The following is a 23691-nucleotide window of genomic DNA, read 5'->3' as shown; positions in this document are numbered from 1 at the left end:
TGACCTCAGTGCCCCAGCGCCAGCGCGTCATCGTGCGCCAGCGCCGTCTCGCGCGCACCCGGCGCCTGCCTCGATCCCAGTTGGTGCGCCGGCACTTCGATCACCTCGCCGGCATTGATCCTGAACACCGCGACCGCCTCGGCCAGGCGCTGCGCCTGCTCCTGCAGCGAACCGGCCGCCGCGGCCGCCTCTTCCACCAGCGCCGCGTTCTGCTGCGTTACCTCGTCCATCTGCGACACCGCGCGGTTGACCTGCTCGATCCCGCTGGACTGCTCTTCCGAGGCCGCCGAAATCTCGCCCATGATGTCCGTCACCCGCTTGACCGAGGCCACGATCTCCTGCATCGTCGCACCGGCGCGCTCGACCTGCTGCGAGCCCGTGCCCACCTTGCCGACCGAGTCCTCGATCAGCACCTTGATCTCCTTGGCCGCCTGGGCGCTGCGCTGCGCCAGCGAGCGCACTTCGCCCGCCACCACCGCGAAACCCTTGCCCTGCTCGCCCGCGCGCGCCGCTTCCACCGCCGCGTTCAGCGCCAGGATGTTGGTCTGGAACGCGATCCCGTCGATCACCGACACAATCTCGGAAATCTTGCGCGAGCTGGCCGAGATGTCCTGCATCGTCGCCACCACCTCCGACACCGCCGAACCGCCACGCTCGGCCACGTCCGAGGCGACTCCCGCCAGCTGGTTGGCCTGGCGCGCGTTGTCGGCATTCTGCTTGACCGTCGAGGCCAGCTGCTCCATCGAGGCCGCGGTCTCCTCCAGCGAGGCCGCCTGCTCCTCGGTGCGGCTGGACAGGTCCGTGTTGCCGGCCGAGATCTCGCGCGAACCCACGTTGATCTCGTCTACCCCGCGGCGCACCGCCGCGACGGTACGCGTCAGGCTTTCCTCCATGCGCTTGAGGCCGGCGAACAGCTGGCCGATCTCGTTGCTGTTGCGCACATCCACCCGCGCGGTCAGGTCGCCCGCGGCGATCTTGTCGAAATGCTGGCCTACTTCGCGCAAAGGCTGCAGCACGCGGCGGCGCAGGAACAGATAGGTCGAAAACACCAGCAGCGCGGCCAGCACCCCGCCCGCGGCCACGGCCGCCAGCACGAAGCGATAGCGCGTCTCAGCCACTTCGTGGGCGTCGAGCAGCTCGCTGGCGCGCCAGAAGTCGAACGCGGCGATGGCGCCCGAGAAACGTCCTTCCAGCGCGTCAAGGACGTTCTGCGCATGCGACTGATAGCCGGCCATGTCGCCCTTCTCCAAGGCGGCGGCCAGCGGATGGAGCCCCTGGCCGACCAGCGCCTCGAAGGCGTTCTCGACTTCTTTCAGGCTGTCGGCGGCGCTGGCCGGCCGAGCCAGGCCCTTGTAGTACTCGTATTCGGTCTCGGCGCGGTTGAGCGAAGCCTTGGCGCGCTGCAGCAAGCCCGCCGCCTCGCTGCCCAGGCCCTGTTCGACCTGCACCGGCTGGCCGATCGCGCTCACGATCGCGCCATAGTGCGACGCCGCGGCGCGGCCCAGGCCGTTGAACGCGTCCTTGTAGCTGTTGACGACGCGATCCATCGCGTCGGCGACATCCTGGGTCTGCTTGACTCCCTGCAACGTGTCGTTGCTGACCCGCAGCGACAGCACGCCCAGGGCGGCGCCGACGACCAGCATGAAAGAGAAGAACGCCAGCACGCCCAACAGGCTGCCGCGTATCGACAGGTTCGCGAGGAACTTGCGCATGACAGGAACCACTCCTTGACTGCAAGCGTTGAACGAAACGACGGGCGGCGCGCCGCCCGCGGACTGACCGCCGTCAGGACGCCACTTTCTCCACCAGCGCCATCTCGTCGCTGGTCATCAGCTTCTCGATGTCGACCAGGATGAGCATGCGTTCGTCCACCGTGCCCAGGCCGGTCAGGTACTCGGTGGACAGGGTGGCGCCGAACTCGGGCGCCGGACGCACCTGGGCCGCGTTGAGCATCAGCACGTCCGACACCCCGTCGACCACGATGCCGACCACGCGGCGGTCCAGGTTGAGGATGATGACGACGGTCTGCTCGTTGTATTCGACGCTGCCCAGGTTGAACTTGATGCGCAGGTCCACGATGGGCACGATGATGCCGCGCAGGTTGGTCACGCCCTTGATGAAGGACGGCACGTTCGCGATGCGCGTGACCGTGGCCGCGTCGTAGCCGCGGATTTCCTGCACTTTCAGGATGTCGATGCCGTATTCTTCCTCGCCCAGCGTGAAGACCAGGAACTCGTTGCCCACGTCTTCCGCGCGCGTGGCCTGGGTGTGCGGTTTGGCTGCCATGATATGTCTCTCCGTCAATTCAGAATGGCTTCGGGCTGGGACCACTTTTCCCGGTTGGCGCGCGCCAGCGCGAATACGTCCACGATCAGCGCCACGCTGCCGTCGCCCAGGATGGTGGCGGCCGAAATGCCAGGCACCTTGCGATAATTCGATTCGAGATTCTTCACCACCACCTGGTGCTGGCCGACGAGGTGATCGACCAGCAGCGCGAAGCGGCGCTCCTCGGCCTGCATGATGACGGCGATCGCCTGGGTGGGATCGGCCTGCGCCTGGCCCACCGAAAACACCCGGTGCATTTCCACCAGCGGCAGGTATTCGCCGCGCACCTGCATCACGCGCTCGTTGCCGGCCACCGAATAGATCTGGTCGGCCTGCGGCTGCAGCGATTCCGTCACATGGTTCAGCGGCAGGATGAAGGTTTCCTCGCCCACCCGCACCGACATGCCGTCCAGGATGGCCAGCGTCAGCGGCAGCACGATGCGCGTGGTCGTTCCCTGCCCCGGCACGCTGGAGAGCTGCACGTGGCCGCCCATGTCCTGGATGTTGCGGCGCACGACGTCCATGCCGACGCCGCGCCCGGAGATGTCCGTGACCTGGTCGCCGGTGGAGAAACCGGGCGCGAAGATCAGTTGCCAGATCTCGTCGTCGGGCGAGTTCTCGTTGACCGTCAGCCCCTGGGCCACGGCCTTCCTGAGGATGCGCTCGCGGCTCAGGCCGCCGCCATCGTCGCTGACCTCGATGACGATGTTGCCGCCATTGTGCTGCGCCGAGAGCACCAGTTGGCCCACCGGCTCCTTGCCGGCCGCCACGCGCTTGTCCGGCGTTTCGATGCCGTGGTCCAGGCTGTTGCGCACCAGGTGCGTCAAGGGGTCGATGATGCGCTCGATCAGGCTCTTGTCCAGCTCGGTGGCCCGCCCATAGGTCTGCAGTTCGATCTGCTTGCCCATCTTGCCGGCGATATCGCGCACCAGGCGCGGAAAGCGGCTGAACACGTAGTCCATCGGCATCATGCGGATGGACATGACCGCTTCCTGCAGGTCGCGCGCATTGCGCTCGAGCTGCTCCATGCCATTGAGCAGGCGATCGTGCAGCACCGGATCGAGCGTCGAGGCGGTCTGCGCCAGCATCGCCTGCGTGATCACCAGCTCGCCGACCAGGTTGATCACCTGGTCGACCTTCTCGACGCCGACGCGGATCGAGGTCGATTCCTTGTCGGCGTGCGCGGGCGCGATGCTCGGGCGCGCGGCGCGCGCCGGCTCGGCGGCCTGGGCCGCGGCGGGAGCGGCAACCGGCGCCGGCGTGGCGGCGGCATCCGGCGCGGCCGCTACGGCCGCCTGCGCCGACGCGTGGGCCGGCTCGGCCTCGCGGGCGATTTCCAGTTGGTCCGCGTCGATGATGAAGCAGCACACCGCTTCGATATCGTCCGGCGAGCAGGTCGTGTCGACCCACACCGTCAGCGTCTGGCCGGCGCGCTCGCTGGCGCGCACGTCGCCCAGGTTGCCCATTTCCTCCAGCAGCGACTGGGCATCCTTGTCCGAGACCTTGCTGAAACGCACCCGCAACGGCAGGCCCGCCGCCGTCGATGCCGCGGCGGGCTGGGGCGCGGGTTCGGGTTCCGGGCCGGGTTCGGAAGCCGCTACCGGCGCCGGCGCCGCGGCCGCCGGCGCCTGTCCGCCTTCCAGCGCCAGCTGGCGCAACACGGCGCAAATGCGCTCGAACACGGCATCTTCGGGCTCTTCGGAGGCCCGGTAGGCGTCCAGTTGGCTTTTGAGCACGTCTTTCGTTTCCAGGAAAATGTCCACCATGTCGGCGCGCAGTCCCATCTCGCCGCGCCGGATCGCGTCCAGCAGGTTCTCAAGCAAATGCGTGGTTCCGGCCAGCTTCTGGAAGCAGCCGAAAGTGGCCGCGCCGCCCTTGATGGAATGCGCGGCGCGGAAGATCGCGTTGAGCTGCTCGATGTCGGGCGCGCCCACATCCAGCTCGAGCAGCAACTGCTCCATCTGCGCGAGCAGCTCGTCGGCTTCGTCGAAGAATGTTTCGTAGAACTGACTGAGGTCCAGACCTGAACTCATGACCCGTATGCTTCCTATAGAAACCGCTACGCGCCTGGCGCCACGCCAAGCAGCTCCGCCGCCAGATCGACCAGCACATCCGGATCGAGCGGCTTGTTGAGCCAGCCGCATACGCCCAGATCGCGCGCGGCGGCCTTGCTATCGCCATCGTCCTCGGTGGTCAGCACCAGCACGGGCAGATCCTGGTAGCGGGCCTGCCCACGCAGGCCCCGGATCAGGTCCAGCCCGCCCATGACGGGCATGTTCCAGTCACTGACGACCAGGTCGACAGCCTGCGCCTGGGCCAGTTCGAGCGCCTGTTTGCCATCGCTGGCGGTCACGACCTGCCAACCCGCCCCCGTCAACGCGGCCTGCACGATCATGCGCATCGTCGCCGAATCGTCCGCCACCAGAATTCTTGCCGTCATGCCTCTCCCTATCGCTACCTGGCGCCCCCGTCCGAGCCGCTGGCCGCCAACTGGCCGGCCAGCGCCGCGCCGACGCCCTGCGCGTCGCGCGCGTTGACATCGGCCGCCGCGGCGTTCTCGTTCTCGATGCGCCGCTGGGTCGATGCATTGAGCACCACCAGACTGATACGTCTGTTAACGGCAGCAAACGGGTCATCTTTAACCAGGCTCATGCTCGAGGCCAGGCCCTGGATGCGCAACACCTTGCCCTCGTGCATGCCGCCGGCCACCAGCTCCTGGCGCGACGCGTTGGCGCGGTCGGCCGACAGCTCCCAATTGCTGTAGGCGCGCTCGCCGCGCGCGTACTGCGACGCGTCGGTATGGCCGGCGATGCTGATCTTGTTGGGCAGGTCGTTGAGCACCGGCCCCAGCTCGCGCAGGATGTCGCGCATGTACGGCTGCACGTCGGCGCTGCCGGTGGCGAACATGGGGCGGTTCTGGTTGTCGACGATCTGGATGCGCAAGCCCTCGGTCGTCATGTCGATCAGCAGCTGCGGCCGGAAATTCTTCAGGACCGGGCTTTCCTCGATCAGGTTCTCCAGGCGGACCTTCAGGCGTTCCAGGCGATGGCGGTCGCGCCGCTCGGCGTCGCCCATGGGCTGGGCCTCGACCCGGTTGCCCTCGGCGCGCCGCACGTCGCCCTGGCTGCGCAGCGGGTCCTGCCCGCCGCCGGGGATCGCGCTGGTCTCGGCCGAGCTGCTGGGGCCGCCGGTCAGGGCCACCCGCAGGGGCATGCGGAAATACTCGGCGATGCCCTTGAGTTCTTCGCGCGGCACGATGCTGATCAGCCACATGACGAGGAAGAACGCCATCATGGCCGTGATGAAGTCGGCGTAGGCGATCTTCCAGCTGCCGCCGTGGTGTCCGCCGCGGCGCACCTTGCGGCGCCGGATCACCACACGGTGATTGTTGACCGTGCTCATGCGGCGGCTCCGTCAGGCGCGGCCGGTGGCCGCGCTCTTGGCCTGGCGCACATGCTCTTCCAGCTCGCCGAACGAGGGGCGCACCGCCGAGAACAGCACCTTGCGGCCGAACTCCACCGCCAGTTGGGGCGGATAGCCGTTCATGCTGGCCAGCAACGTCACCTTGATGCATTCGAGCACCTTGACCGATTCAGAGGTGCGCCGTTCGATGCGGGCGGCCATCGGCGCCACGAAACCGTAGGCCAGCAGCACGCCCAGGAAGGTGCCGACCATGGCCTTGGAGATCAGGTCGCCCAGGATCGCCGGCGGCTGGTCCACCGCCGCCAGCGCCTTGATCACGCCCAGCACGGCGGCCACGATGCCGAAGGCCGGCAAGGCGTCGGCCACCTGCTGCAGCGCATGGGTGGGCACTTCGCGCTCGTGCCGGTAGGTCTCGATCTCCTCGTCCATCAGCGTTTCGATCTCGAACGAGCTCATGTTGCCGCTGATCATGATGCGCAGGTAGTCCGTGATGAACTCCATCAGCTTGGCATCCTTCATGATGCGCGGATACTCATTGAAGATCGGGCTGGACAGCGGATCCTCGATGTGCGATTCGATGGCCATCAGCCCTTCGCGGCGCGCCTTGTTCAGCAGCACGTACAGAAGCGCCATCAGCTCCATGTACACGTCCTTGCTGTAGGGCGAGCTGCGAAACGCCTCCGGGATCGCCTTGGCGACCAGGCCGAGCGACTTGCGGCTGTTGCCCGCCATGAAGGCGCCCACGGCCGCGCCGGCGATCAGCGTCAGCTCGAAAGGCTGGTAGAGCGCGCCCAGATGGCCGCCCAGGCCGATGAAACTGCCGACCACCGCCAGGATGACCACTGCATAACCGATAACAATCAACACATCAGGCCTCTGCCAACGAAGTCTAGAACCGACGCCAATGATCCCCCCTGACCCGTCGGGCAAAAACGCGGGTTATGGGGGGTTTTCTGGTGCTTTTGGCCTATTTGGAAGCTGGCGCGCTCACGGCCGCGCCGGCGCGGCGAGCTGCCCGGCGCGCGCGCGGGCCGCCGCGCGCGTCTTGCCGGCCCGGGGCGGCGGGCGGCAAATGGCGCAGACGAAATCGGTCTGCGGATCGTGCGCGTGGGCGATGAAATGCCCGCCGCACTGGCGGCAGCCCGACAGCTGCAGCATGCCGCCGTCGAAGAACCGCACCAGCATCCAGGCCCGCGTGAAGCTGAGCACCGGCTCGGCGGCATCGGCCGGCGCGTGCTCCAGGTACAGGCGGTATGCGTCGATCACTGCCCGGATGCCCTGGCTCGAGGTGCGCTGGTTCAGGAACGTATACACGTTGTAGAACAGCGACGAATGGATGTTCGGCAGCCAGGTCATGAACCAGTCCACCGAGAACGGCAGCATGCCCTTGGGCGGCGAACAGCCGCGAATCTCGCGGTACAGCCGCGCCAGCCGGTCGTGGCTGAGGCCGGTCTCGGCCTGCAGCACCTGCAGACGCGCGCCCAGCGTGATCATCGAACTGGCAAGCAGGATCTCGTCGGCTTCCTGCGAAACACTCTTGGTGGCCATTGCGCCCTCTTGTTCCTATCTATCCAGCCGGCGCTCAGGCCAGCTCTTCGACAGGCTGGCGCGCCAGCAGGATGGTGGCGTGCGCCTGTTGCAGGGCGCCGCCCAGCACGTCCTGGGTCAGGGCCGACAGGAGGCTGTAATCGTCGAAGCGAAATCGGCACAGCAGCGAGCTGGAGCTGGCCAGCTTCACCAGCTGGGCCGGCGATAGCCGCATCAGGATATCGGCCACTTCATTGCTGAAACCCAGGCGGAACATCGACGCGGCATAGTCGTCGCGCAGCATGCGCTGGGCCAGCAACAGATACGAAAGATTGACTTCCCGAATATCCGCGAGCAAGGAACTATCGGCTGTTTTCACACATGACTCCTGAGACTTAGGCAAGCCGGGGGGCTGAACTCCAGGCGGCGCGCCCCGAGAACCCCGCGCCAGCCTGCTTTCGTCTTAATGCGAAATATATCATTTCATCGCAATTTGAATGCAATTTACCATGGATAGTGTCATTTTCTATGACTTTTATGACAAAACATTGATATTTTGCAGATTATCTCCAGTAAAGTTACCGCCGAGTTACATAATTTGCATTTCGATGTCGGCAATTTCGTAAATAAACGTGCAAAAAGTTGCGTTCTTCTCCGAATGAAAAGCGGCTATTTGCCGACAATCTCCCCTTGAAACGACAGGGTCGAACCGGTCCGCGCCCAGCGGCCTGACCGCCAGGCCACTGTCGCCGCCCAGCAACACCCCACCTGTTCGCAGCTTTGTTCGCGCGAGACATCCGCAGACAGAACCTGAATGCCCAACCCCGAAGACAGCCTGGTCCAATATGCCCCGCTGGTGCGCAAACTGGCGCTACAGCTCCTGGCGCGCCTGCCCTCCAGCGTGCAGCTGGACGACCTGGTGCAGGCCGGCATGATCGGCCTGCTCGACGCCGTGCGGCGCTACCAGGAAAGCCCTGACGCGCAGTTCGAGACCTATGCCACCGCGCGCATCCGCGGCGCCATGCTCGACGAGCTGCGCAGCCAGGACTGGCTGCCGCGCAGCGTGCGCAGCAAGAGCCGCCGCATCGAAACCGCCATCCAGCGCAAGGAACAGGAATTGATGCGCGCCCCCAGCGAAGGCGAGATCGCCGAGGAGCTGGGCGTGCCGCTGGCCGAGTACCAGGGCATGCTGGCCGATGCGCAAGGCGTGCAGATCCTGCACTACGAAGACTTCAATACCGACGGCGACAGCGACAGCCCGTGGGCTGAAAGCAGCGCCGAACATGCCGATCCGCTCGACGCCCTGCTCGCCGGCGACCTGCGCCGCGCCCTCATCGACGCCATCGACGGCCTGCCCGAACGCGAGAAGCTGCTGCTGTCGCTGTGCTACGAACAAGGCCTGAACCTCAAGGAAATCGGCGCCGTGCTCAACGTCACCGAGGCGCGCGTGTGCCAACTGCGCGCCCAGGCCCCACCGCCCGCATCCGCGCCCGCCTCAAGGAGCAAGCCTGGGCCCGCCTGCCCACCGCCCATCACCTGGCGCAGGTGGTATAGGCGCATGCCATGGCCGCGCGGCGCCTGCCTGCCCGGTGCCCGCCCCTGCTTTCCGAGCGCTGCGCCAACGGTGCCAGTCCCCCTGCGGGGACAGGCACCTGCCCCATCTCCCCCGCCGCACGGGCGCCTGTCCCCGCAGGGGGACTGGCGCCTGCCGCATCCCGTCCGCGCCGCACGGGTGTCTGTCCCCGCAGGAACATGCCCTTTGCCGCCAGATTCCCCCGCACATTTCCGAACTTCACTTTTTTTGCTTAAGTCCGTCGCAAACCTGCCGTAATCCAGGCAACAAAGGAAATCGCGGCGCTGTGCAAGCGAGAGTCCGATGTTACAGATGGGCGGCCTAGCTGCCCGGTTTGAAGAAGCCTTTCTCTCTTGGGAGCCTCAACATGGCTGCAGTCATCAATACCAACTACTTGTCGCTGGTTGCCCAGAACAACCTGAACAAGTCCCAATCGGCCCTGGGTAGCGCCATCGAGCGCCTGTCGTCGGGTCTGCGCATCAACAGCGCCAAGGACGACGCGGCCGGCCAGGCCATCGCCAACCGCTTCACCGCCAACGTCAAGGGCCTGACCCAGGCTGCCCGCAACGCCAACGACGGCATCTCGATCGCCCAGACGACCGAAGGCGCGCTGAACGAAATCAACAACAACCTGCAGCGCATCCGCGAACTGACGGTTCAGGCCTCCAACGGCACGAACTCGGCTTCGGACATCGACTCGATCCAGCAGGAAGTCAACCAGCGCCTGGAAGAAATCAACCGCATCGCCGAGCAGACCGACTTCAACGGCATCAAGGTCCTGAAGTCCAACGCCACCGACATGACCCTGTCGATCCAGGTCGGCGCCAAGGACAACGAAACGATCGATATCAAGATCGATCGCAACTCGAACTGGAACCTGTATGACGCCGTGGGCACCGTCCCGGGCGGCACGGTCAACGGCGAGGCTCGCACCGTCAACGCGCTGGGCTTTGACGTGCTGTCGGCCGTCACGACCACCATCGCTTCTTCCGACACCGTGACCTTCGACGCCGCCGTGGCGGCCGCTGAACAGGCCGCTGGCGCCGCCGTAGGCGACGGCAGCGTCGTCTCGTACGGCGATACCGCCAACCCGCAATACGCGGTCGTGGTCGACAATGCCGGCACGATGACCTCGTACGCCCTGACCTTCGACAAGGACGGCAAGGCCGCCCTGGGCGACCAGCTGGGTGCCGTCGCCTCGCAGGCTGCGGAAGCCGCCGTCGGTACCAACGACGTCGCTGCCGGCGCCAACGTCACCGTGTCCGGCGGCGCCGCCGACGCGCTGTCCAAGCTGGACGACGCCATGAAGGCCGTGGACGAACAGCGCAGCTCGCTGGGCGCGATCCAGAACCGTTTCGAATCGACCGTTGCCAACCTGAACAACACGATCACGAACCTGTCGGCCGCCCGTTCGCGCATCGAAGATTCGGACTACGCGACCGAAGTGTCGAACATGACCAAGAACCAGATCCTGCAACAGGCTGGCACCTCGGTCCTGGCCCAGGCCAACCAAGTCCCGCAAAACGTCCTGTCGCTGCTGCGCTAAGCATCGGCACACCCCGGGCGGGCACAACCCGCCCGGGGCCATGGCAGTACGTACGCCCGGCCGCCTCACCGCGCCGGGCGTTTTTGCGTCCGGCGCGCGCAAGAGCGCCTGTCCCCGCGGGGACAGGCGCCTGCCCACGCCCCGCCCTCTTCCGTTGGCCAATGCGCCGCGCCAACGCACAAGGGCCCCGCGAGGGGCCCTTGTGCTGCCATGCCGCGCGCCTTACTTCTTGCGCATCGGCGGCAGGTCGGTGCATACGCCTTCGGCGACTTCGGCGGCCATGCCGACCGATTCGCCCAGGGTCGGGTGTGGGTGGATGGTCTTGCCGATGTCGACCATGTCCGCGCCCATTTCGATGGCCAGGGCGATTTCGCTGATGAGATCGCCCGCGTGCGTGCCGACGATGCCGCCGCCGACGATGCGGTGGGTCTCGGCGTCGAACAGCAGCTTGGTGAAGCCCTCGTCGCGGCCGTTGGCGATGGCGCGGCCGGAGGCCGCCCACGGGAACAGGCCCTTCTCGACCTTGACGCCCTGCTTCTTCGCCTCGTCCTCGGTCAGGCCCACCCAGGCCACTTCCGGATCGGTGTAGGCCACCGACGGGATGACGCGCGCGTCGAAGAACGACTTCTCGCCATGGGCCGCCTCGGCCGCCACGTGGCCTTCGTGCACGGCCTTGTGCGCCAGCATGGGCTGGCCGACCACGTCGCCGATGGCGTAGATGTGCGGCACGTTGGTGCGCATCTGGCGGTCCACCTCGATGAAGCCGCGCTCGGTGACGGCCACGCCGGCGCGCTCGGCGCCGATCTTCTTGCCGTTGGGGCTGCGGCCCACGGCCTGCAGCACCAGGTCGTAGCGCTGCGGCTCCTTGGGCGCGCCCTCGCCCTCGAAGCTGACGTAGATGCCGTCCTTGCGGGCCTCGGCGCCTACCGTCTTGGTCTTGAGCATGATGTTGTCGAAGCGCGGCGCGTTCATCTTCTGCCACACCTTGACCAGGTCGCGGTCGGCGCCCTGCATCAGGCCGTCGAGCATTTCCACCACGTCCAGGCGCGCGCCCAGGGTGGAGTACACCGTGCCCATTTCCAGGCCGATGATGCCGCCGCCGATGATCAGCATCTTCTTGGGGATGGCGCGCAGCTGCAGCGCGCCGGTGGAGTCCACGATGCGTTCGTCGTCGGGCAGGAACGGCAGTTTCACCGACTGGCTGCCGGCGGCGATGATGGCCTGCTTGAAGCGGATGGTCTGCTTCTTGCCTTCGCCGTCGGTCACCGTGAGGTGGTGCGGGTCGGCGAACTCGCCCGTGCCGGTGGCCACGCGCACCTTGCACGCGCGGGCCATGCCGGCCAGGCCGCCGGTCAGCTTGGCGACCACGCCGTCCTTGTAGCCGCGCAGCTTGTCCAGGTCGACCTTGGGCTCGCCGAAGCTGATGCCATGGGCGGCCAGCGCGCGCGCTTCGTCGATCACCGCGGCGTTGTGCAGCAGCGCCTTGGAGGGAATGCAGCCCACGTTCAGGCACACGCCGCCCAGGGTGGCGTAGCGCTCGACCATCACGGTGTCCATGCCCAGGTCGGCGGCGCGGAAGGCGGCCGAATAGCCGCCGGGGCCCGCGCCCAGCACCAGCATGTCGCATTCGAGGTCGGCCGAGCCGCTGTAGGCGGCCGCGGCCGGCGCGCTCGCCTTGGCGGCCGGCGCCTTCGGTGCATCCGCCTTCGGCGCCTCGGCCTTGGGGGCCTCGGCCTTGGGCGCGGCGGCGGCCTCGCCGGCCGCCTCCACGTCCAGGATGACCGTGCCCTCGGCGACCTTGTCGCCCACCTTGACCTTGACCGATTTCACCACGCCCGCCGACGAGGCCGGGATTTCCATCGACGCCTTGTCCGACTCGACCGTGATCAGGCTTTGCTCGGCCTTGATGGTGTCGCCGGCGGCGACCAGCACCTCGATGACTTCGACTTCCTTGAAGTCACCGATGTCGGGCACCTTGATTTCCACGATATTGCTCATCGATTGCCCCCGTTACAGCGCGATGCGGCGGAAGTCGGCCAGCAGCTGGCCGAGATAGGCGTTGAAGCGCGCCGCCGAGGCGCCGTCGATGACACGGTGGTCATAGGACAGCGACAGCGGCAGGGTCAGGCGCGGCACGAACTGCTTGCCGTCCCATACCGGCTTGTGGGCCGAGCGCGACACGCCCAGGATGGCCACTTCGGGCGCGTTGATGATGGGCGTGAAATGCGTGCCGCCGATGCCGCCCAGCGACGAGATCGAGAAGCAGCCTCCCTGCATCTCGGCGGGCGAGACCTTGCCTTCGCGGGCCTTCCTGGCCAGCTCGGAGGTTTCGCGGGCCAGCTCCAGGATGCCCTTCTTGTCGGCGTCGCGCACCACCGGCACCACCAGCCCGTTGGGCGTGTCGGCGGCGAAGCCGATGTGGTAGTACTGCTTGAGCACCAGGTTGTCGCCATCCAGCGAGGCGTTGAACTCGGGGAACTTCTTCAGCGCCGCGACCACCGCCTTGATCAGGAAGGCCAGCATGGTGACCTTGACGCCCGATTTTTCGTTTTCCTTGTTCAGCGCCACGCGCAGCGCCTCCAGGTCGGTGATGTCCGCTTCGTCGTTGTTGGTGACGTGCGGGATCATGACCCAGTTGCGGTGCAGGTTGGCGCCCGAGATCTTCTTGATGCGCGACAGCGGCTTGGCTTCGATGGGGCCGAACTTGGTGAAATCGATCTTGGGCCACGGCAGCAGCCCCAGCGCGGCGCCATCGCCGCCGCCCGAGGCGCCAGCCGGCGCGCCGGCCGACAGCGCCTGCTTCACGTAGGCGCGCACGTCATCGGCCGTGATGCGGCCCTTCGCGGCCGAGCCGGTGACGCGGCTCAGGTTCACGCCCAGCTCGCGCGCGAACTTGCGCACCGACGGCGAGGCATGCGGCAATTGGCCGGGCTTGAGGTCTTCGTCCTGCAGCGCGGCGGCCGGGGCGGGCCGCTGCGCCGGGGCCGGAGCCGAAGCCGAAGCCGACGCGGCAGGCTCGGCTGCCGCCGGCGCCTCGGCCTTGGCGGCCGGGGCGGCTGCGCCCTGGCCCTGCACCACGGCGATGACCGTGCCCATCGCGACCTTGTCGCCTACCTTGACCTTGAGCGACTGCACCACGCCGCCCGCCGAGGCCGGGATTTCCATCGAGGCCTTGTCGGACTCCACCGTGATCAGGCTTTGCTCGGCCTTGATGGTGTCGCCCTCGGCGACCAGCACCTCGATGACCTCGACTTCCTTGAAGTCGCCGATATCGGGCACCTTGACTTCGATCGGGCCGGCGGCGGCCGGCGCCTCGGCCTTCGCGGCGTCGGCCTTGGGCGCCTCGGCGGCCTCGGGGGCCTGCTCGGCCTTGGGCGCGGCGGCGGCCTCGCCGGCCGCCTCCACTTCCAGGATGACCGTGCCCTCGGCGATCTTGTCGCCCACCTTGACCTTGACCGACTTCACCACGCCCGCGGCCGAGGCCGGAATCTCCATCGATGCCTTGTCGGACTCCACCGTGATCAGGCTTTGCTCGGCCTTGATCGTGTCGCCCGCCGATACCAGCACCTCGATGACTTCCACCTCCTTGAAGTCACCGATGTCCGGTACCTTGATTTCCACGATATTGCTCATGTCTGTTTACCCTCAGGCGTGATGCGGGTTGGCTTTGTTCGGGTTGATGCCGTACTTCTTGATGGCTTCGGCGACCTTGGCGGCCGGAATCTTGCCCTCGTCGGCCAGCGCGCGCAGCGAGGCCAGCACCACGAAGTGGCGGTCGACCTCGAAATGCTCGCGCAGCTTGTAACGGAAGTCCGAGCGGCCAAAACCGTCGGTTCCCAGCACCTTGTAGGTACGGTCCTTGGGCACGAACGGGCGGATCTGGTCGGCGAACAACTTCATGTAGTCCGTCGAGGCGATGATCGGGCCTTCGCTCTTGGCCAGCTGCGTGGTCACGTACGGCACCTGCTGCTTGCCTTCCGGATGCAGCAGGTTGTGGCGCTCGGCGTCCAGGCCGTCGCGGCGCAGCTCGGTGAGGCTGGTCACGCTCCAGATATCGGACGCCACGCCCCAGTCGGCTTCCAGCAGTTCCTGGGCCGCCATCACTTCGCGCAGGATGGTGCCCGAACCCATCAGCTGCACGCGCTGCTTGCCCTTGCCGTGCGACTTCAGCTTGTACATGCCGCGGATGATGCCTTCCTCGTCGCCGGCGGTCAGGCCCGGCTGCGGGTAGTTCTCGTTCATCACGGTCAGGTAGTAGTAGACGTTCTCCTGGTCCTCCACCATGCGCTTGAGGCCATGCTGGATGATGACGGCCAGCTCATGGGCGAACGTCGGGTCGTACGAGACGCAGTTCGGGATGGTCGAGGCCAGCAGGTGGCTGTGGCCGTCCTCGTGCTGCAGGCCCTCGCCGTTGAGCGTGGTGCGCCCGGCGGTGCCGCCCAGCAGGAAGCCGCGCGCCTGCATGTCGCCGGCCGCCCAGGCCAGGTCGCCCACGCGCTGGAACCCGAACATCGAGTAATAGATGTAGAACGGCACCATGATGCGGTTGTTGGTGGAGTACGACGTGGCCGCCGCCATCCACGAGCTCATCGCGCCCGCTTCGTTGATGCCCTCCTGCAGCAGCTGGCCGTCGGCCGACTCCTTGTAGTACATGACCTGGTCCTTGTCGACCGGGGTGTACTTCTGGCCTTCGGGCGCATAGATGCCGATCTGGCGGAACAGCCCTTCCATGCCGAAGGTGCGCGACTCGTCGGCCAGGATGGGCACCACGCGCGGACCGAGGTCCTTGTCGCGCAGGATCTGGTTGAGCACCCGCACGAAAGCCTGGGTGGTGGAGATCTCGCGCCCTTCCGCGGTGGGCTCGAGCACGGCCTTGAAGGCGTCCAGGGCCGGCGCCTTCAGTTGCTCGTCGGCCTTGGCGCGGCGCTTGGGCAGGTAGCCGCCCAGCGCCTTGCGGCGCTCGTGCAGGTACTGCATTTCGGGCGAATCTTCGGCCGGCTTGTAGTACGGCAGCTCTTCCAGCTTGTCGTCGGGAATCGGGATGCCGAAGCGGTCGCGGAACTCGCGGATCGAGTCGAGCTCCAGCTTCTTCTGCTGGTGGGTGGGGTTCTTGGCCTGGCCGACGTGGCCCATGCCGTAGCCCTTGATGGTCTTGGCCAGGATCACGGTGGGCTGGCCGGCGTGCTTGCTGGCCGCGTCGAACGCCGCATAGACCTTGTGGGGGTCATGGCCGCCGCGGTTCAGGCGCCAGATGTCCTCGTCGCTCATGCGCGCGACCATCTCCAGCAGCTTGGGATGCTTGCCGAAGAAGTGCTCGCGCACGTACTTGCCGTCGTTGGCCTTGTACGCCTGGTATTCGCCGTCGACGGCCTCTTCCATGATGCGGCGCAGGATGCCTTCCTTGTCGTGCGCCAGCAGCGGATCCCAGTAGCCGCCCCAGATCAGCTTGATGACGTTCCAGCCCGAGCCGCGGAAGTCGCCTTCCAGCTCCTGGATGATCTTGCCGTTGCCGCGCACCGGGCCGTCCAGGCGCTGCAGGTTGCAGTTGATGACGAAAATCAGGTTGTCCAGCTTCTCGCGCGCGGCCAGGGCGATGGCGCCCAGCGATTCGGGCTCGTCCATCTCGCCGTCGCCGCAGAACACCCACACCTTGCGGTTGCTGGTGTCGGCGATGCCGCGGGCATGCAGGTACTTCAGGAAACGGGCCTGGTAGATGGCCATCAGCGGGCCCAGGCCCATCGACACCGTGGGGAACTGCCAGAAATCCGGCATCAGCTTGGGGTGCGGATAGGAAGACAGGCCCTTGCCGTCGACTTCCCGGCGGAAATGGTTGAGCTGGTCCTCGGTCAGGCGGCCTTCCAGGTACGCGCGGCCGTACATGCCCGGCGAGGTATGGCCCTGGAAGTACACCAGGTCGCCGCCGTGCTCTTCGGTCTCGCCATGCCAGAAATGGTTCTGGCCGCAGCCGATCATGGTGGCCAGCGAGGCGAACGAGGCGATATGGCCGCCCAGGTCGCCGCCGTCGGGCGGGTTGTGCTTGTTGGCGCGCACCACCATCGCCATGGCGTTCCAGCGCACGTACGAGCGGATGCGGGCTTCCAGCTCCAGGTTGCCGGGATGGGCAGGCTCCAGCCCCGGCGGAATCGTGTTCACGTAGGCGGTGTTCGGCGAGAACGGGATATGGGCGCCGGAACGGCGCGCCTCGTCGATCAGACGCTCCAGCAGGTAGTGCGCGCGCTGCGGTCCTTCACGGTCGAGGACGGCGGCCAATGCTTCCAGCCATTCCTGTGTCTCGAGGGTGTCTTCGTCATTGGCGGCCGCTAGGGCGCCAGCCTGGGCGAAAGAGGACATCGTGTGTCTCCTGTTGGGGTTTCTGGCCGCTTCCCGGCTTATCAGTGTGCGGGGCGCAAGGGTTGCCGGATGCCGGATACCATGTTACGCGTGGGTTGCGGACGGCTGCATTGTGCCGAAGCCGGCATTCTAAGTAGCAAGATTAACCCGTCGCAAGGAAATTTTCATGTTGCGGTACGGAATTTCATAATACAAAATCCGCTGTAGCGACAGTTATTGCGGAAATCCCCTTCCCCGGCAAGCAACAAGCCGCAACAGGCTCTAAAATGCCGGCTCCAACGGCAAGAAGTCCATGTCCAGCCCGCCCAAGTCCAATATTCCGATGTCGTTCCGTGACCACGCCCGCGCGCGCAGGCGTGGCGTGTACTGGCTGACGCCGGCGCTCGTGCTCGTCCTCTATATATGTGTGATGGGCGTGTTCTTCTGGCTGCAGCGCATCCACGACGATAGCGTCATGTTCGTCACCATCGACCAGGAGCTGCGCCAGCAGCGGCTGATCTGGGTGGTGCTGGCGCTGTCCTGCGTCATCGTGATCAGCCTGCTGATGCTGTGGCGCTATACGCGCTTTCGCTCCGAGGCCGAGGCCGCCCTGATCGCCGAGACGGGCTTTCGCCGCGCGATGGAGAACTCCATGTCCACCGGCATGCGGGTGCTGGATATGGAGGGACGCATCGCCTACGTCAATCCGGCGTTCTGCCGCATGATAGGCTGGAACGAAGCCGACCTGATCGGCCGCAGCCCGCCCTTTCCGTACTGGGTGCCCGGCCGCCACGAGCAGCACCAGCACACGCTGGAGGTGCTGACCTCGGGCAAGACGCCCAGCAGCGGGCTGGAGGTCGAGGCGCAGCGCCGCGACGGCTCGCGCTTCACGGCGCGCATGTACGTCTCGCCCCTGCTCGACCCCAACGGCGACCAGATCGGCTGGATGACCTCCATGACCGACATCACCGAACCCAAGCGCATCCGCGAGGCCCTGACCGCCGCGCACGAACGCTTCATGACCGTGCTCGAAGGCCTGGACGACGCCATCTCGGTCACCGCCGACACCCACGACGGACTGGAACTGCTGTTCGCCAACCGCACCTACCGGCGCGTGTTCGGCGCCCAGACCGGCGGCCACAACGAGCTGCTGGCCGGTCGGCGCGGCCGCTTCACCGACGAGTCGGTGGAGGTGCTCGCCCCCTCGGTGCAGCGCTGGTTCGAGGTGCACCACCGCATGCTGGCCTGGACCGACGGCCGCCGCGTGCGCATGCAGGTGGCGCGCGACATCACCGAGCGCCGCGTCCACGAGGAAGCCTCGCGCGTGCAGCAGGAGAAGATCCAGCTCACCAGCCGCCTGACCACCATGGGCGAGATGGCCTCGTCGCTGGCGCACGAGCTGAACCAGCCGCTGACCGCCATCGCCAACTACAGCATGGGCGCGGTGGCGCTGGTCAAGGCCGGCCACACCAGCCCCAACATGCTGCTGCCGGCGCTGGAGAAGGCCGCCTCGCAGGCCGAGCGAGCCGGCAAGATCATCAGCCGCATCCGCGAGTTCGTCAAACGCAGCGAACCGCGCCGCCAGCGGGTGGCGATCAGCCGCATCGTCGACAACGCCATCGGGTTCGCCGAGATCGACGCGCGCAAGCGCCGCATCCGCATCGAGCGCTTCGTGCCCTCGAACGCGCCCGACGTGCTGGCCGACCCCATCCTGATCGAACAGGTGCTGCTGAACCTGCTCAAGAATGGCCTGGAGGCCATGGAAAAGAGCGAGTCCGACGAGCTGAAAGTGGCCGTCATCCCGCACGAGCAGCACATCGAGGTGGCGGTGGTCGATCGCGGCCACGGGCTGCCCGAGCCGGAGCGCCTGTTCGAACCGTTCTTCAGCACCAAGTCGCAAGGACTGGGCATGGGGCTGAACATTTGCCGTACCATTATCGAGTCGCACCACGGCCGTCTGTGGGCGGATCCCAATCCTGCCGGCGGCACCATTTTCCGCTTTACACTGCCCTGCGCCACGCCCCAGTCGCAGGCACAGAACGACCAGTCCGAGGAGTTGCACGCATGAACACGCCCCACCTGTCGAGCACCGTATTCATAGTTGACGACGACGAAGCCGTGCGCGATTCCCTGCGCTGGCTGCTGGAAGCCAACGGCTACCGCGTACGCGCCTACGCCAGCGGCGAGAATTTCCTGGACGAGTACGACGCCAGCCAGATCGGCGTGCTGATCGCCGACGTGCGCATGCCGGGCATGAGCGGCCTGGAACTGCAGGAGCAGCTGATCGCCCGCAACGCCCCGCTGCCCATCGTGTTCATCACCGGCCACGGCGACGTGCCGATGGCGGTGTCGACCATGAAAAAGGGCGCCGTGGACTTCCTGGAAAAGCCGTTCAACGAATCCGACCTGCGCGAGATCGTGGCCCGCATGCTGGAGCAGGCGGTGCAGCGGATCAGCAAGTTCCAGGCGCAGAAAGACCACGAAGCCATGCTTGCCCGCCTGACGGCGCGCGAGCAACAGGTGCTGGAGCGCATCGTCGCCGGCCGCTTGAACAAGCAGATCGCCGACGACCTGGGCATCAGCATCAAGACCGTCGAGGCGCACCGCGCCAACATCATGGAAAAACTTGAAGTGACCACCGTAGCAGACCTGATGAAAGTGGCCCTGGCCAAACCCGAGGCCCACGCATGACCGCACGCATCATCGACGGCGCCGCCCTGTCGCAGCGCATTCGCGAAGAAGTCGCCCAGCGCGTGCAGGCGCTGACGGCCAAGGGCGTGCGCCCCGGCCTGGCGGTCGTGCTGGTGGGCGACGACCCCGCCTCGCAAGTCTATGTGCGCAACAAGGTCGCCGCCTGCGAGAAGGCCGGCCTGCATTCGGTCAAGGAGCAATACCCGGCCGACCTCACCGAGGCCCAGTTGCTCGAACGCATCGACGCGCTCAACCGCGACCCGTCCATCCACGGCATCCTGGTGCAGCTGCCGCTGCCCAGGCACATGGACGCGCACAAGGTGATCGAGGCCATTGCCGCCGAGAAGGACGTCGACGGTTTCCACATCAGCAATGCCGGCCTGCTCATGACCGGCCAGCCGCTGTTTCGCCCCTGCACGCCCTACGGCGTGATGAAGATGCTCGAATCCGAAGGCGTGGCCCTGCGCGGCGCCGAGGCGGTCATCGTGGGCGCCAGCAATATCGTCGGCAAGCCGATGGCGATGCTGCTGCTGCAGGCGGGCGCGACCATCACCATCTGCAACTCCAAGACCCGCGACCTGGGCGCCCAGACGCGCCGCGCCGACGTGCTGGTGGTGGCCACCGGCAAGCCCGGCATGATCGACGGCTCGATGATCAAGCCCGGCGCCGTGGTCATCGACGTCGGCATCAACCGCGGCGCCGACGGCAAGTTGTGCGGCGACGTCGACATGGCCTCGGCCCGCGAAGTGGCCGGCGCCATCTCGCCGGTGCCCGGCGGCGTCGGCCCCATGACCATCGCCATGCTGCTGGTCAATACGGTTGAAGCGGCCGAACGCGCTGCCGCGTAAGGCCCTGCCCCACGCAGCCAGGCGCGCCGCGCCTGGCATGCCCGCCTTGCAATCCGCCCGTCCGTCCCCACTCTCATGGCATGCGCGCCCTTCGGGCCGCGCCCGCTCGTCCACGGAATTCCCAAGCCCATGACCCAGAATCCCCTGCTTGCGCCGGTCGCCGACCTGGTCGACTACGCCGCCGTCAAACCCGAACACATCGTGCCGGCCGTCCAGGCCCTGCTGGATATCGCCCGCGCGGCGGTCGAACACGCGGCCGACCCGGCCCTGCCCGCCACCTGGGACGCCGTGGTGGCGCCCCTGGACAGCGCATCCGAGCGCCTGTGGCGCGCCTGGTCGGTGGCCGGCCACCTGAACGCGGTGGTCAACACGCCCGTGCTGCGCGAGGCCTACAACGCCGCGCTGCCGCTGGTCACCGAGTTCTCCACCTGGGTCGGCCTGCACGAAGGCCTGTATCGCCAGTACCAGCGCCTGCAGGCCGCCGAGGATTTCGCGGCCTGGCCGCCGGTGCGCCGCCGCGTGGTCGAGCTGGCGCTGCGCGACTTCCGCCTCAGCGGCGTCGAGCTGCAAGGGGCCGCGCGCGAACGCTACGCCGAGATCTCCGACCGCGAGGCCCAGGCATCGCAGAAGTTCTCCGAGAACGTGCTCGACGCCATCGACGCGTGGTCGCTGCTGGTCGACGACCAGGCGCGCCTGGACGGCATCCCGGCCGACGTGCTGGCCGCGGCGCGCAAGGCGGCCGAGGACGATGGCGCCACCGGCTGGAAGCTGACGCTGAAAATGCCCTGCTACCTGCCCGTCATGCAGTACGCGCGCGACCGCGCCCTGCGCGAAACCCTGTACCGCGCGTACGGCACCGTCGCGTCCGAACATGGCGACGCCGCCTACGACAACTCGCCGCTGATCGAAGAACTGCTGCAGCTGCGCGCCGACGAAGCCGGGCTGCTGCAGTACCCCACCTTCGCCGCCCTGCGCCTGCAGACCCGCATGGCGCGCGACGCCACCGAAGTCGTGGACTTCCTGCGCGACCTGGCGCGCCGCGCCAAGCCGTACGCCGAACGCGACCTGGCCGAATTGCAGGCCTTCGCCGCCGGCGAGCTGGGCCTGGCCGAGCTGCAGCCCTGGGATGTGCCCTTCGCCGCCGAGCGGCTGCGCGAGTCGCGCTATGCCTATTCGGAAGACGAGATCAAGCAGTACTTCACCGAGCCGCGCGTGCTGGCGGGCCTGTTCGAGGTCATCGAGACGCTGTTCGACGTGCGCCTGCGCGAAGTGCCGGTGTCGTCCTGGCATGCCGACGTGCGCGGCGTGCGGGTCGAAAGCCCGGCCGGCGCGACGCTGGGTCATCTTTACCTCGACCTGTACGCGCGCGCCGGCAAGCAAAGCGGCGCCTGGGTCGACAGCGAGCGCAGCCGACGCAGCGTGCAAGGCGATCTGCAGACGCCGGTCGCCTACCTGACCTGCAACTTCTCGCGCCCCAATGGCGACAAGGCCGCGCTGCTCACGCACGATGACGTCATCACGCTGTTCCACGAAACCGGCCACGCGCTGCACGCCCTGCTGTCCGAAGTGGACGAGCCCGGCGCGGCGGCGTTCGCCAGCGTCGAATGGGACGCCATCGAACTGCCGTCGCAGTTCATGGAGAACTTCTGCTGGGAATGGAGCGTGGTGCAGAAGCTGTCGGCCCATGTCGAAACCGGCCAGCCGCTGCCGCGCGATCTCTACGACCGCCTGGTGGCGGCGCGCAACTTCCAGAGCGGCATGCAGACCGTGCGCCAGATCGAGTTCGCGCTGTTCGACATGATGCTGCACGACCGCCCGCAAGGCGCGCCCATCGCCGACGTGCTGGCGCTGCTGCAGCAGGTGCGCCAGGAAGTCGCAGTGCTGTTCCCGCCCGCGTGGCATCGCCTGCCCCACAGCTTCTCGCACCTGTTTGCCGGCGGTTATGGCGCCGGGTACTACAGCTACAAGTGGGCCGAGGTGCTGTCGGCCGACGCGTACGAAGCCTTCGAGGAAGCCGCCCGCCAGGGCGAGCCGGCCGCCACCACGCTGGACGGCGCCACCGGCGCGCGCTTTCGCAAGGAAATCCTCGCCGTCGGCGGCGCCCGCCCCGCCGCCGACTCCTTCCGCGCCTTCCGCGGCCGCGAACCCCGCATCGACGCCCTGCTGCGGCACAGCGGCATGCAAGCCTGACCTCTCAGGTGCCTGTCCCCGCGGGGACAGGCACCTCTGCCAACGCTCCTCCCCACGCGGACTGGCACCTCTGCCCCCCTCCCCCCGCGCCCCTCCCGCCCCGACGCGGTAGAATCCCCAGGTCCTTCCCACTCATGCGCGCGCCGCATCGGCGCCTGGCTGTATCTACCATGTACTCACCTCTTTCCGGCCGCGCGTGGCGCGGCCTGCTCCTGGCGATGTTGATGCTGCTGGCGGCGTGCAGCGAACGTTCGGCGGATTGGTCGCTGTACAACGTCAAGGGCCATCTGCCCGACCTGAAGTTCAGCCTGCCGGGCGCGCACGGCAAGACCGTCAGCAGCGACGACCTCAAGGGCAAGACGGTATTGCTGTTCTTCGGCTACGCCAGCTGTCCCGACGTCTGCCCCACCACCATGGCGCAACTGACGGCGGTGCTGCAGCAACTGGGCGAGCAGGCCAGGGACGTGCGCATCCTGTTCGTCAGCGTCGACCCGCATCGCGATACCCCGGACATCCTGCAGGCCTATGTCAATGCGTTCAACAACAACGCGATCGGCGTGACCGGCAACGAAAAGCAGATCGCCGACCTGGCGCGGCGCTATCGGTTGGCCTACCAGATCGAGAAGCCCAAGCCGGGCGACGACGCCGATATCTACGACGTCACCCACAGCCGCGGCGTCTATATCTTCGACAACCAGGGCAAGGCGCGCCTGCTGGCCTCCGACACGGACACCATCGACACCATGGTCAAGGACCTGCGCCAGCTCATCGCGCAGACCCAATGATCCGGACCGCGCCCCAGGGCGCGGTTGTTGCTTTTGCGCCCCACCGCGCGGCAATCCCCTGCGGTCGTACGTGTTGTTACAGCGTCGGGCGCACGGCCATGGGTATCATGGCCGCACCATTTCGCCACCACGAAGGAGCGCGCGTATGAGCATCATCATCATGATCATCGTCGGGTTTGTCGTCGGACTGATCGCCCGGGCCATCATGCCGGGAGACCAGAACATGGGCTACATCATGACGACGATCCTGGGCATCATCGGATCGGTGGTCGCCGGTTTCCTGGGCCAGCAACTGGGCTGGTACGCACCGGGCGAACCCGCGGGCTGGATCGGTTCGGTCGTCGGCGCGATCATCGTGTTGTTCGTCGTGGGCCTGGTCGCCAAGAAGCGCGCCTGACCCCCGCCACTGCGCAAACAGACAGGCCGGCATCTTGCCGGCCTGTCTGTTTTGGA

Annotated in this window: 18 protein-coding genes and 1 pseudogene; 8 read left to right on the top strand and 11 right to left on the bottom strand. The window is 66.9% G+C overall.

What is annotated here, in order from left to right:
* Positions 1-5: 5 nt before the first annotated feature.
* The 8 genes from LK409_RS05300 to flhD form a co-directional block, all read right to left on the bottom strand.
* On the bottom strand, positions 6-1712 hold the full coding sequence (locus tag LK409_RS05300) for a methyl-accepting chemotaxis protein (RefSeq protein ID WP_010928055.1): 1707 nt from the start codon (positions 1710-1712) through the stop codon (positions 6-8).
* 73 nt (positions 1713-1785) lie between these two features.
* On the bottom strand, positions 1786-2286 hold the full coding sequence (gene cheW / locus LK409_RS05295; RefSeq protein WP_003811919.1) for a chemotaxis protein CheW: 501 nt from the start codon (positions 2284-2286) through the stop codon (positions 1786-1788).
* Positions 2287-2300: 14 nt separating this feature from the next.
* Positions 2301-4358, bottom strand: a complete 2058-nt coding sequence (cheA, locus tag LK409_RS05290) for a chemotaxis protein CheA (protein ID WP_010928053.1) — start codon at positions 4356-4358, stop codon at positions 2301-2303.
* A gap of 26 nt (positions 4359-4384) precedes the next feature.
* On the bottom strand, positions 4385-4765 hold the full coding sequence (locus LK409_RS05285; RefSeq protein WP_003811922.1) for a response regulator: 381 nt from the start codon (positions 4763-4765) through the stop codon (positions 4385-4387).
* A gap of 14 nt (positions 4766-4779) precedes the next feature.
* A complete protein-coding gene (gene motB, locus LK409_RS05280) occupies positions 4780-5727 on the bottom strand; it encodes a flagellar motor protein MotB (RefSeq protein ID WP_003817154.1) in 948 nt (315 codons plus the stop codon).
* Between the two features lie 12 nt (positions 5728-5739).
* A complete protein-coding gene (gene motA / locus LK409_RS05275; RefSeq protein ID WP_003811927.1) occupies positions 5740-6615 on the bottom strand; it encodes a flagellar motor stator protein MotA in 876 nt (291 codons plus the stop codon).
* A gap of 120 nt (positions 6616-6735) precedes the next feature.
* Positions 6736-7296: a flagellar transcriptional regulator FlhC gene (gene flhC / locus LK409_RS05270; protein ID WP_003811929.1), complete on the bottom strand. Its 561-nt coding sequence runs from the start codon at positions 7294-7296 to the stop codon at positions 6736-6738.
* Positions 7297-7330: 34 nt separating this feature from the next.
* Entirely contained in the window at positions 7331-7654 is a 324-nt protein-coding gene (gene flhD / locus LK409_RS05265; protein ID WP_003811931.1) for a flagellar transcriptional regulator FlhD, read from the bottom strand.
* Between the two features lie 435 nt (positions 7655-8089).
* Between flhD and LK409_RS05260 the strand changes: the two are divergent.
* Both LK409_RS05260 and LK409_RS05255 read left to right on the top strand, forming a co-directional pair.
* Positions 8090-8829 (top strand): annotated as a pseudogene (locus tag LK409_RS05260) (RNA polymerase sigma factor FliA).
* 386 nt (positions 8830-9215) lie between these two features.
* Positions 9216-10394 carry a flagellin FliC gene (locus tag LK409_RS05255; RefSeq protein WP_010928052.1) on the top strand — a complete coding sequence of 393 codons (1179 nt, stop codon included), beginning with the start codon at positions 9216-9218 and terminating at the stop codon, positions 10392-10394.
* Positions 10395-10616: 222 nt separating this feature from the next.
* Here the strand turns inward: LK409_RS05255 and lpdA are convergent, their stop codons facing one another.
* From lpdA to aceE, 3 genes are read right to left on the bottom strand one after another with little or no spacing between them, the layout of a single operon-like run.
* Entirely contained in the window at positions 10617-12392 is a 1776-nt protein-coding gene (gene lpdA / locus LK409_RS05250) for a dihydrolipoyl dehydrogenase (RefSeq protein ID WP_010928051.1), read from the bottom strand.
* 12 nt (positions 12393-12404) lie between these two features.
* Positions 12405-14027 (bottom strand): dihydrolipoyllysine-residue acetyltransferase, encoded by a 1623-nt coding sequence (gene aceF / locus LK409_RS05245; protein ID WP_010928050.1) that lies wholly within the window; start codon positions 14025-14027, stop codon positions 12405-12407.
* A gap of 12 nt (positions 14028-14039) precedes the next feature.
* Entirely contained in the window at positions 14040-16745 is a 2706-nt protein-coding gene (gene aceE / locus LK409_RS05240) for a pyruvate dehydrogenase (acetyl-transferring), homodimeric type (protein WP_010928049.1), read from the bottom strand.
* 292 nt (positions 16746-17037) lie between these two features.
* Here aceE and LK409_RS05235 point away from each other — a divergent pair, with 292 nt between their 5' ends.
* The 6 genes from LK409_RS05235 (at position 17038) to LK409_RS05210 (ending at position 23635) form a co-directional block, all read left to right on the top strand.
* A complete protein-coding gene (locus tag LK409_RS05235; RefSeq protein WP_010928048.1) occupies positions 17038-18792 on the top strand; it encodes a PAS domain-containing sensor histidine kinase in 1755 nt (584 codons plus the stop codon).
* Positions 18789-19415: a response regulator transcription factor gene (locus LK409_RS05230; RefSeq protein WP_003811946.1), complete on the top strand. Its 627-nt coding sequence runs from the start codon at positions 18789-18791 to the stop codon at positions 19413-19415. Before LK409_RS05235 ends, LK409_RS05230 begins: the two co-directional genes overlap by 4 nt.
* Complete coding sequence (folD, locus tag LK409_RS05225) at positions 19412-20263, top strand: bifunctional methylenetetrahydrofolate dehydrogenase/methenyltetrahydrofolate cyclohydrolase FolD (protein WP_003811948.1); 852 nt, start codon at positions 19412-19414, stop codon at positions 20261-20263. The genes LK409_RS05230 and folD overlap by 4 nt, the downstream gene beginning before the upstream one ends.
* Before the next feature lie 75 nt (positions 20264-20338).
* Complete coding sequence (locus tag LK409_RS05220) at positions 20339-22453, top strand: M3 family metallopeptidase (protein ID WP_010928047.1); 2115 nt, start codon at positions 20339-20341, stop codon at positions 22451-22453.
* A gap of 170 nt (positions 22454-22623) precedes the next feature.
* Positions 22624-23238, top strand: coding sequence for an SCO family protein (locus LK409_RS05215; protein ID WP_041937147.1), 615 nt, complete (start codon positions 22624-22626; stop codon positions 23236-23238).
* Positions 23239-23383: 145 nt separating this feature from the next.
* Positions 23384-23635 carry a GlsB/YeaQ/YmgE family stress response membrane protein gene (locus LK409_RS05210; RefSeq protein ID WP_003811953.1) on the top strand — a complete coding sequence of 84 codons (252 nt, stop codon included), beginning with the start codon at positions 23384-23386 and terminating at the stop codon, positions 23633-23635.
* The last annotated feature ends 56 nt before the right edge of the window (positions 23636-23691 follow it).

The organism is Bordetella parapertussis (assembly GCF_020735925.1).
GTDB classification, from domain to species: Bacteria; Pseudomonadota; Gammaproteobacteria; order Burkholderiales; family Burkholderiaceae_B; genus Bordetella; species Bordetella pertussis.
Note: the sequence above shows the minus strand (reverse complement) of the source record. Positions and strands in the feature narration are given on the sequence as shown.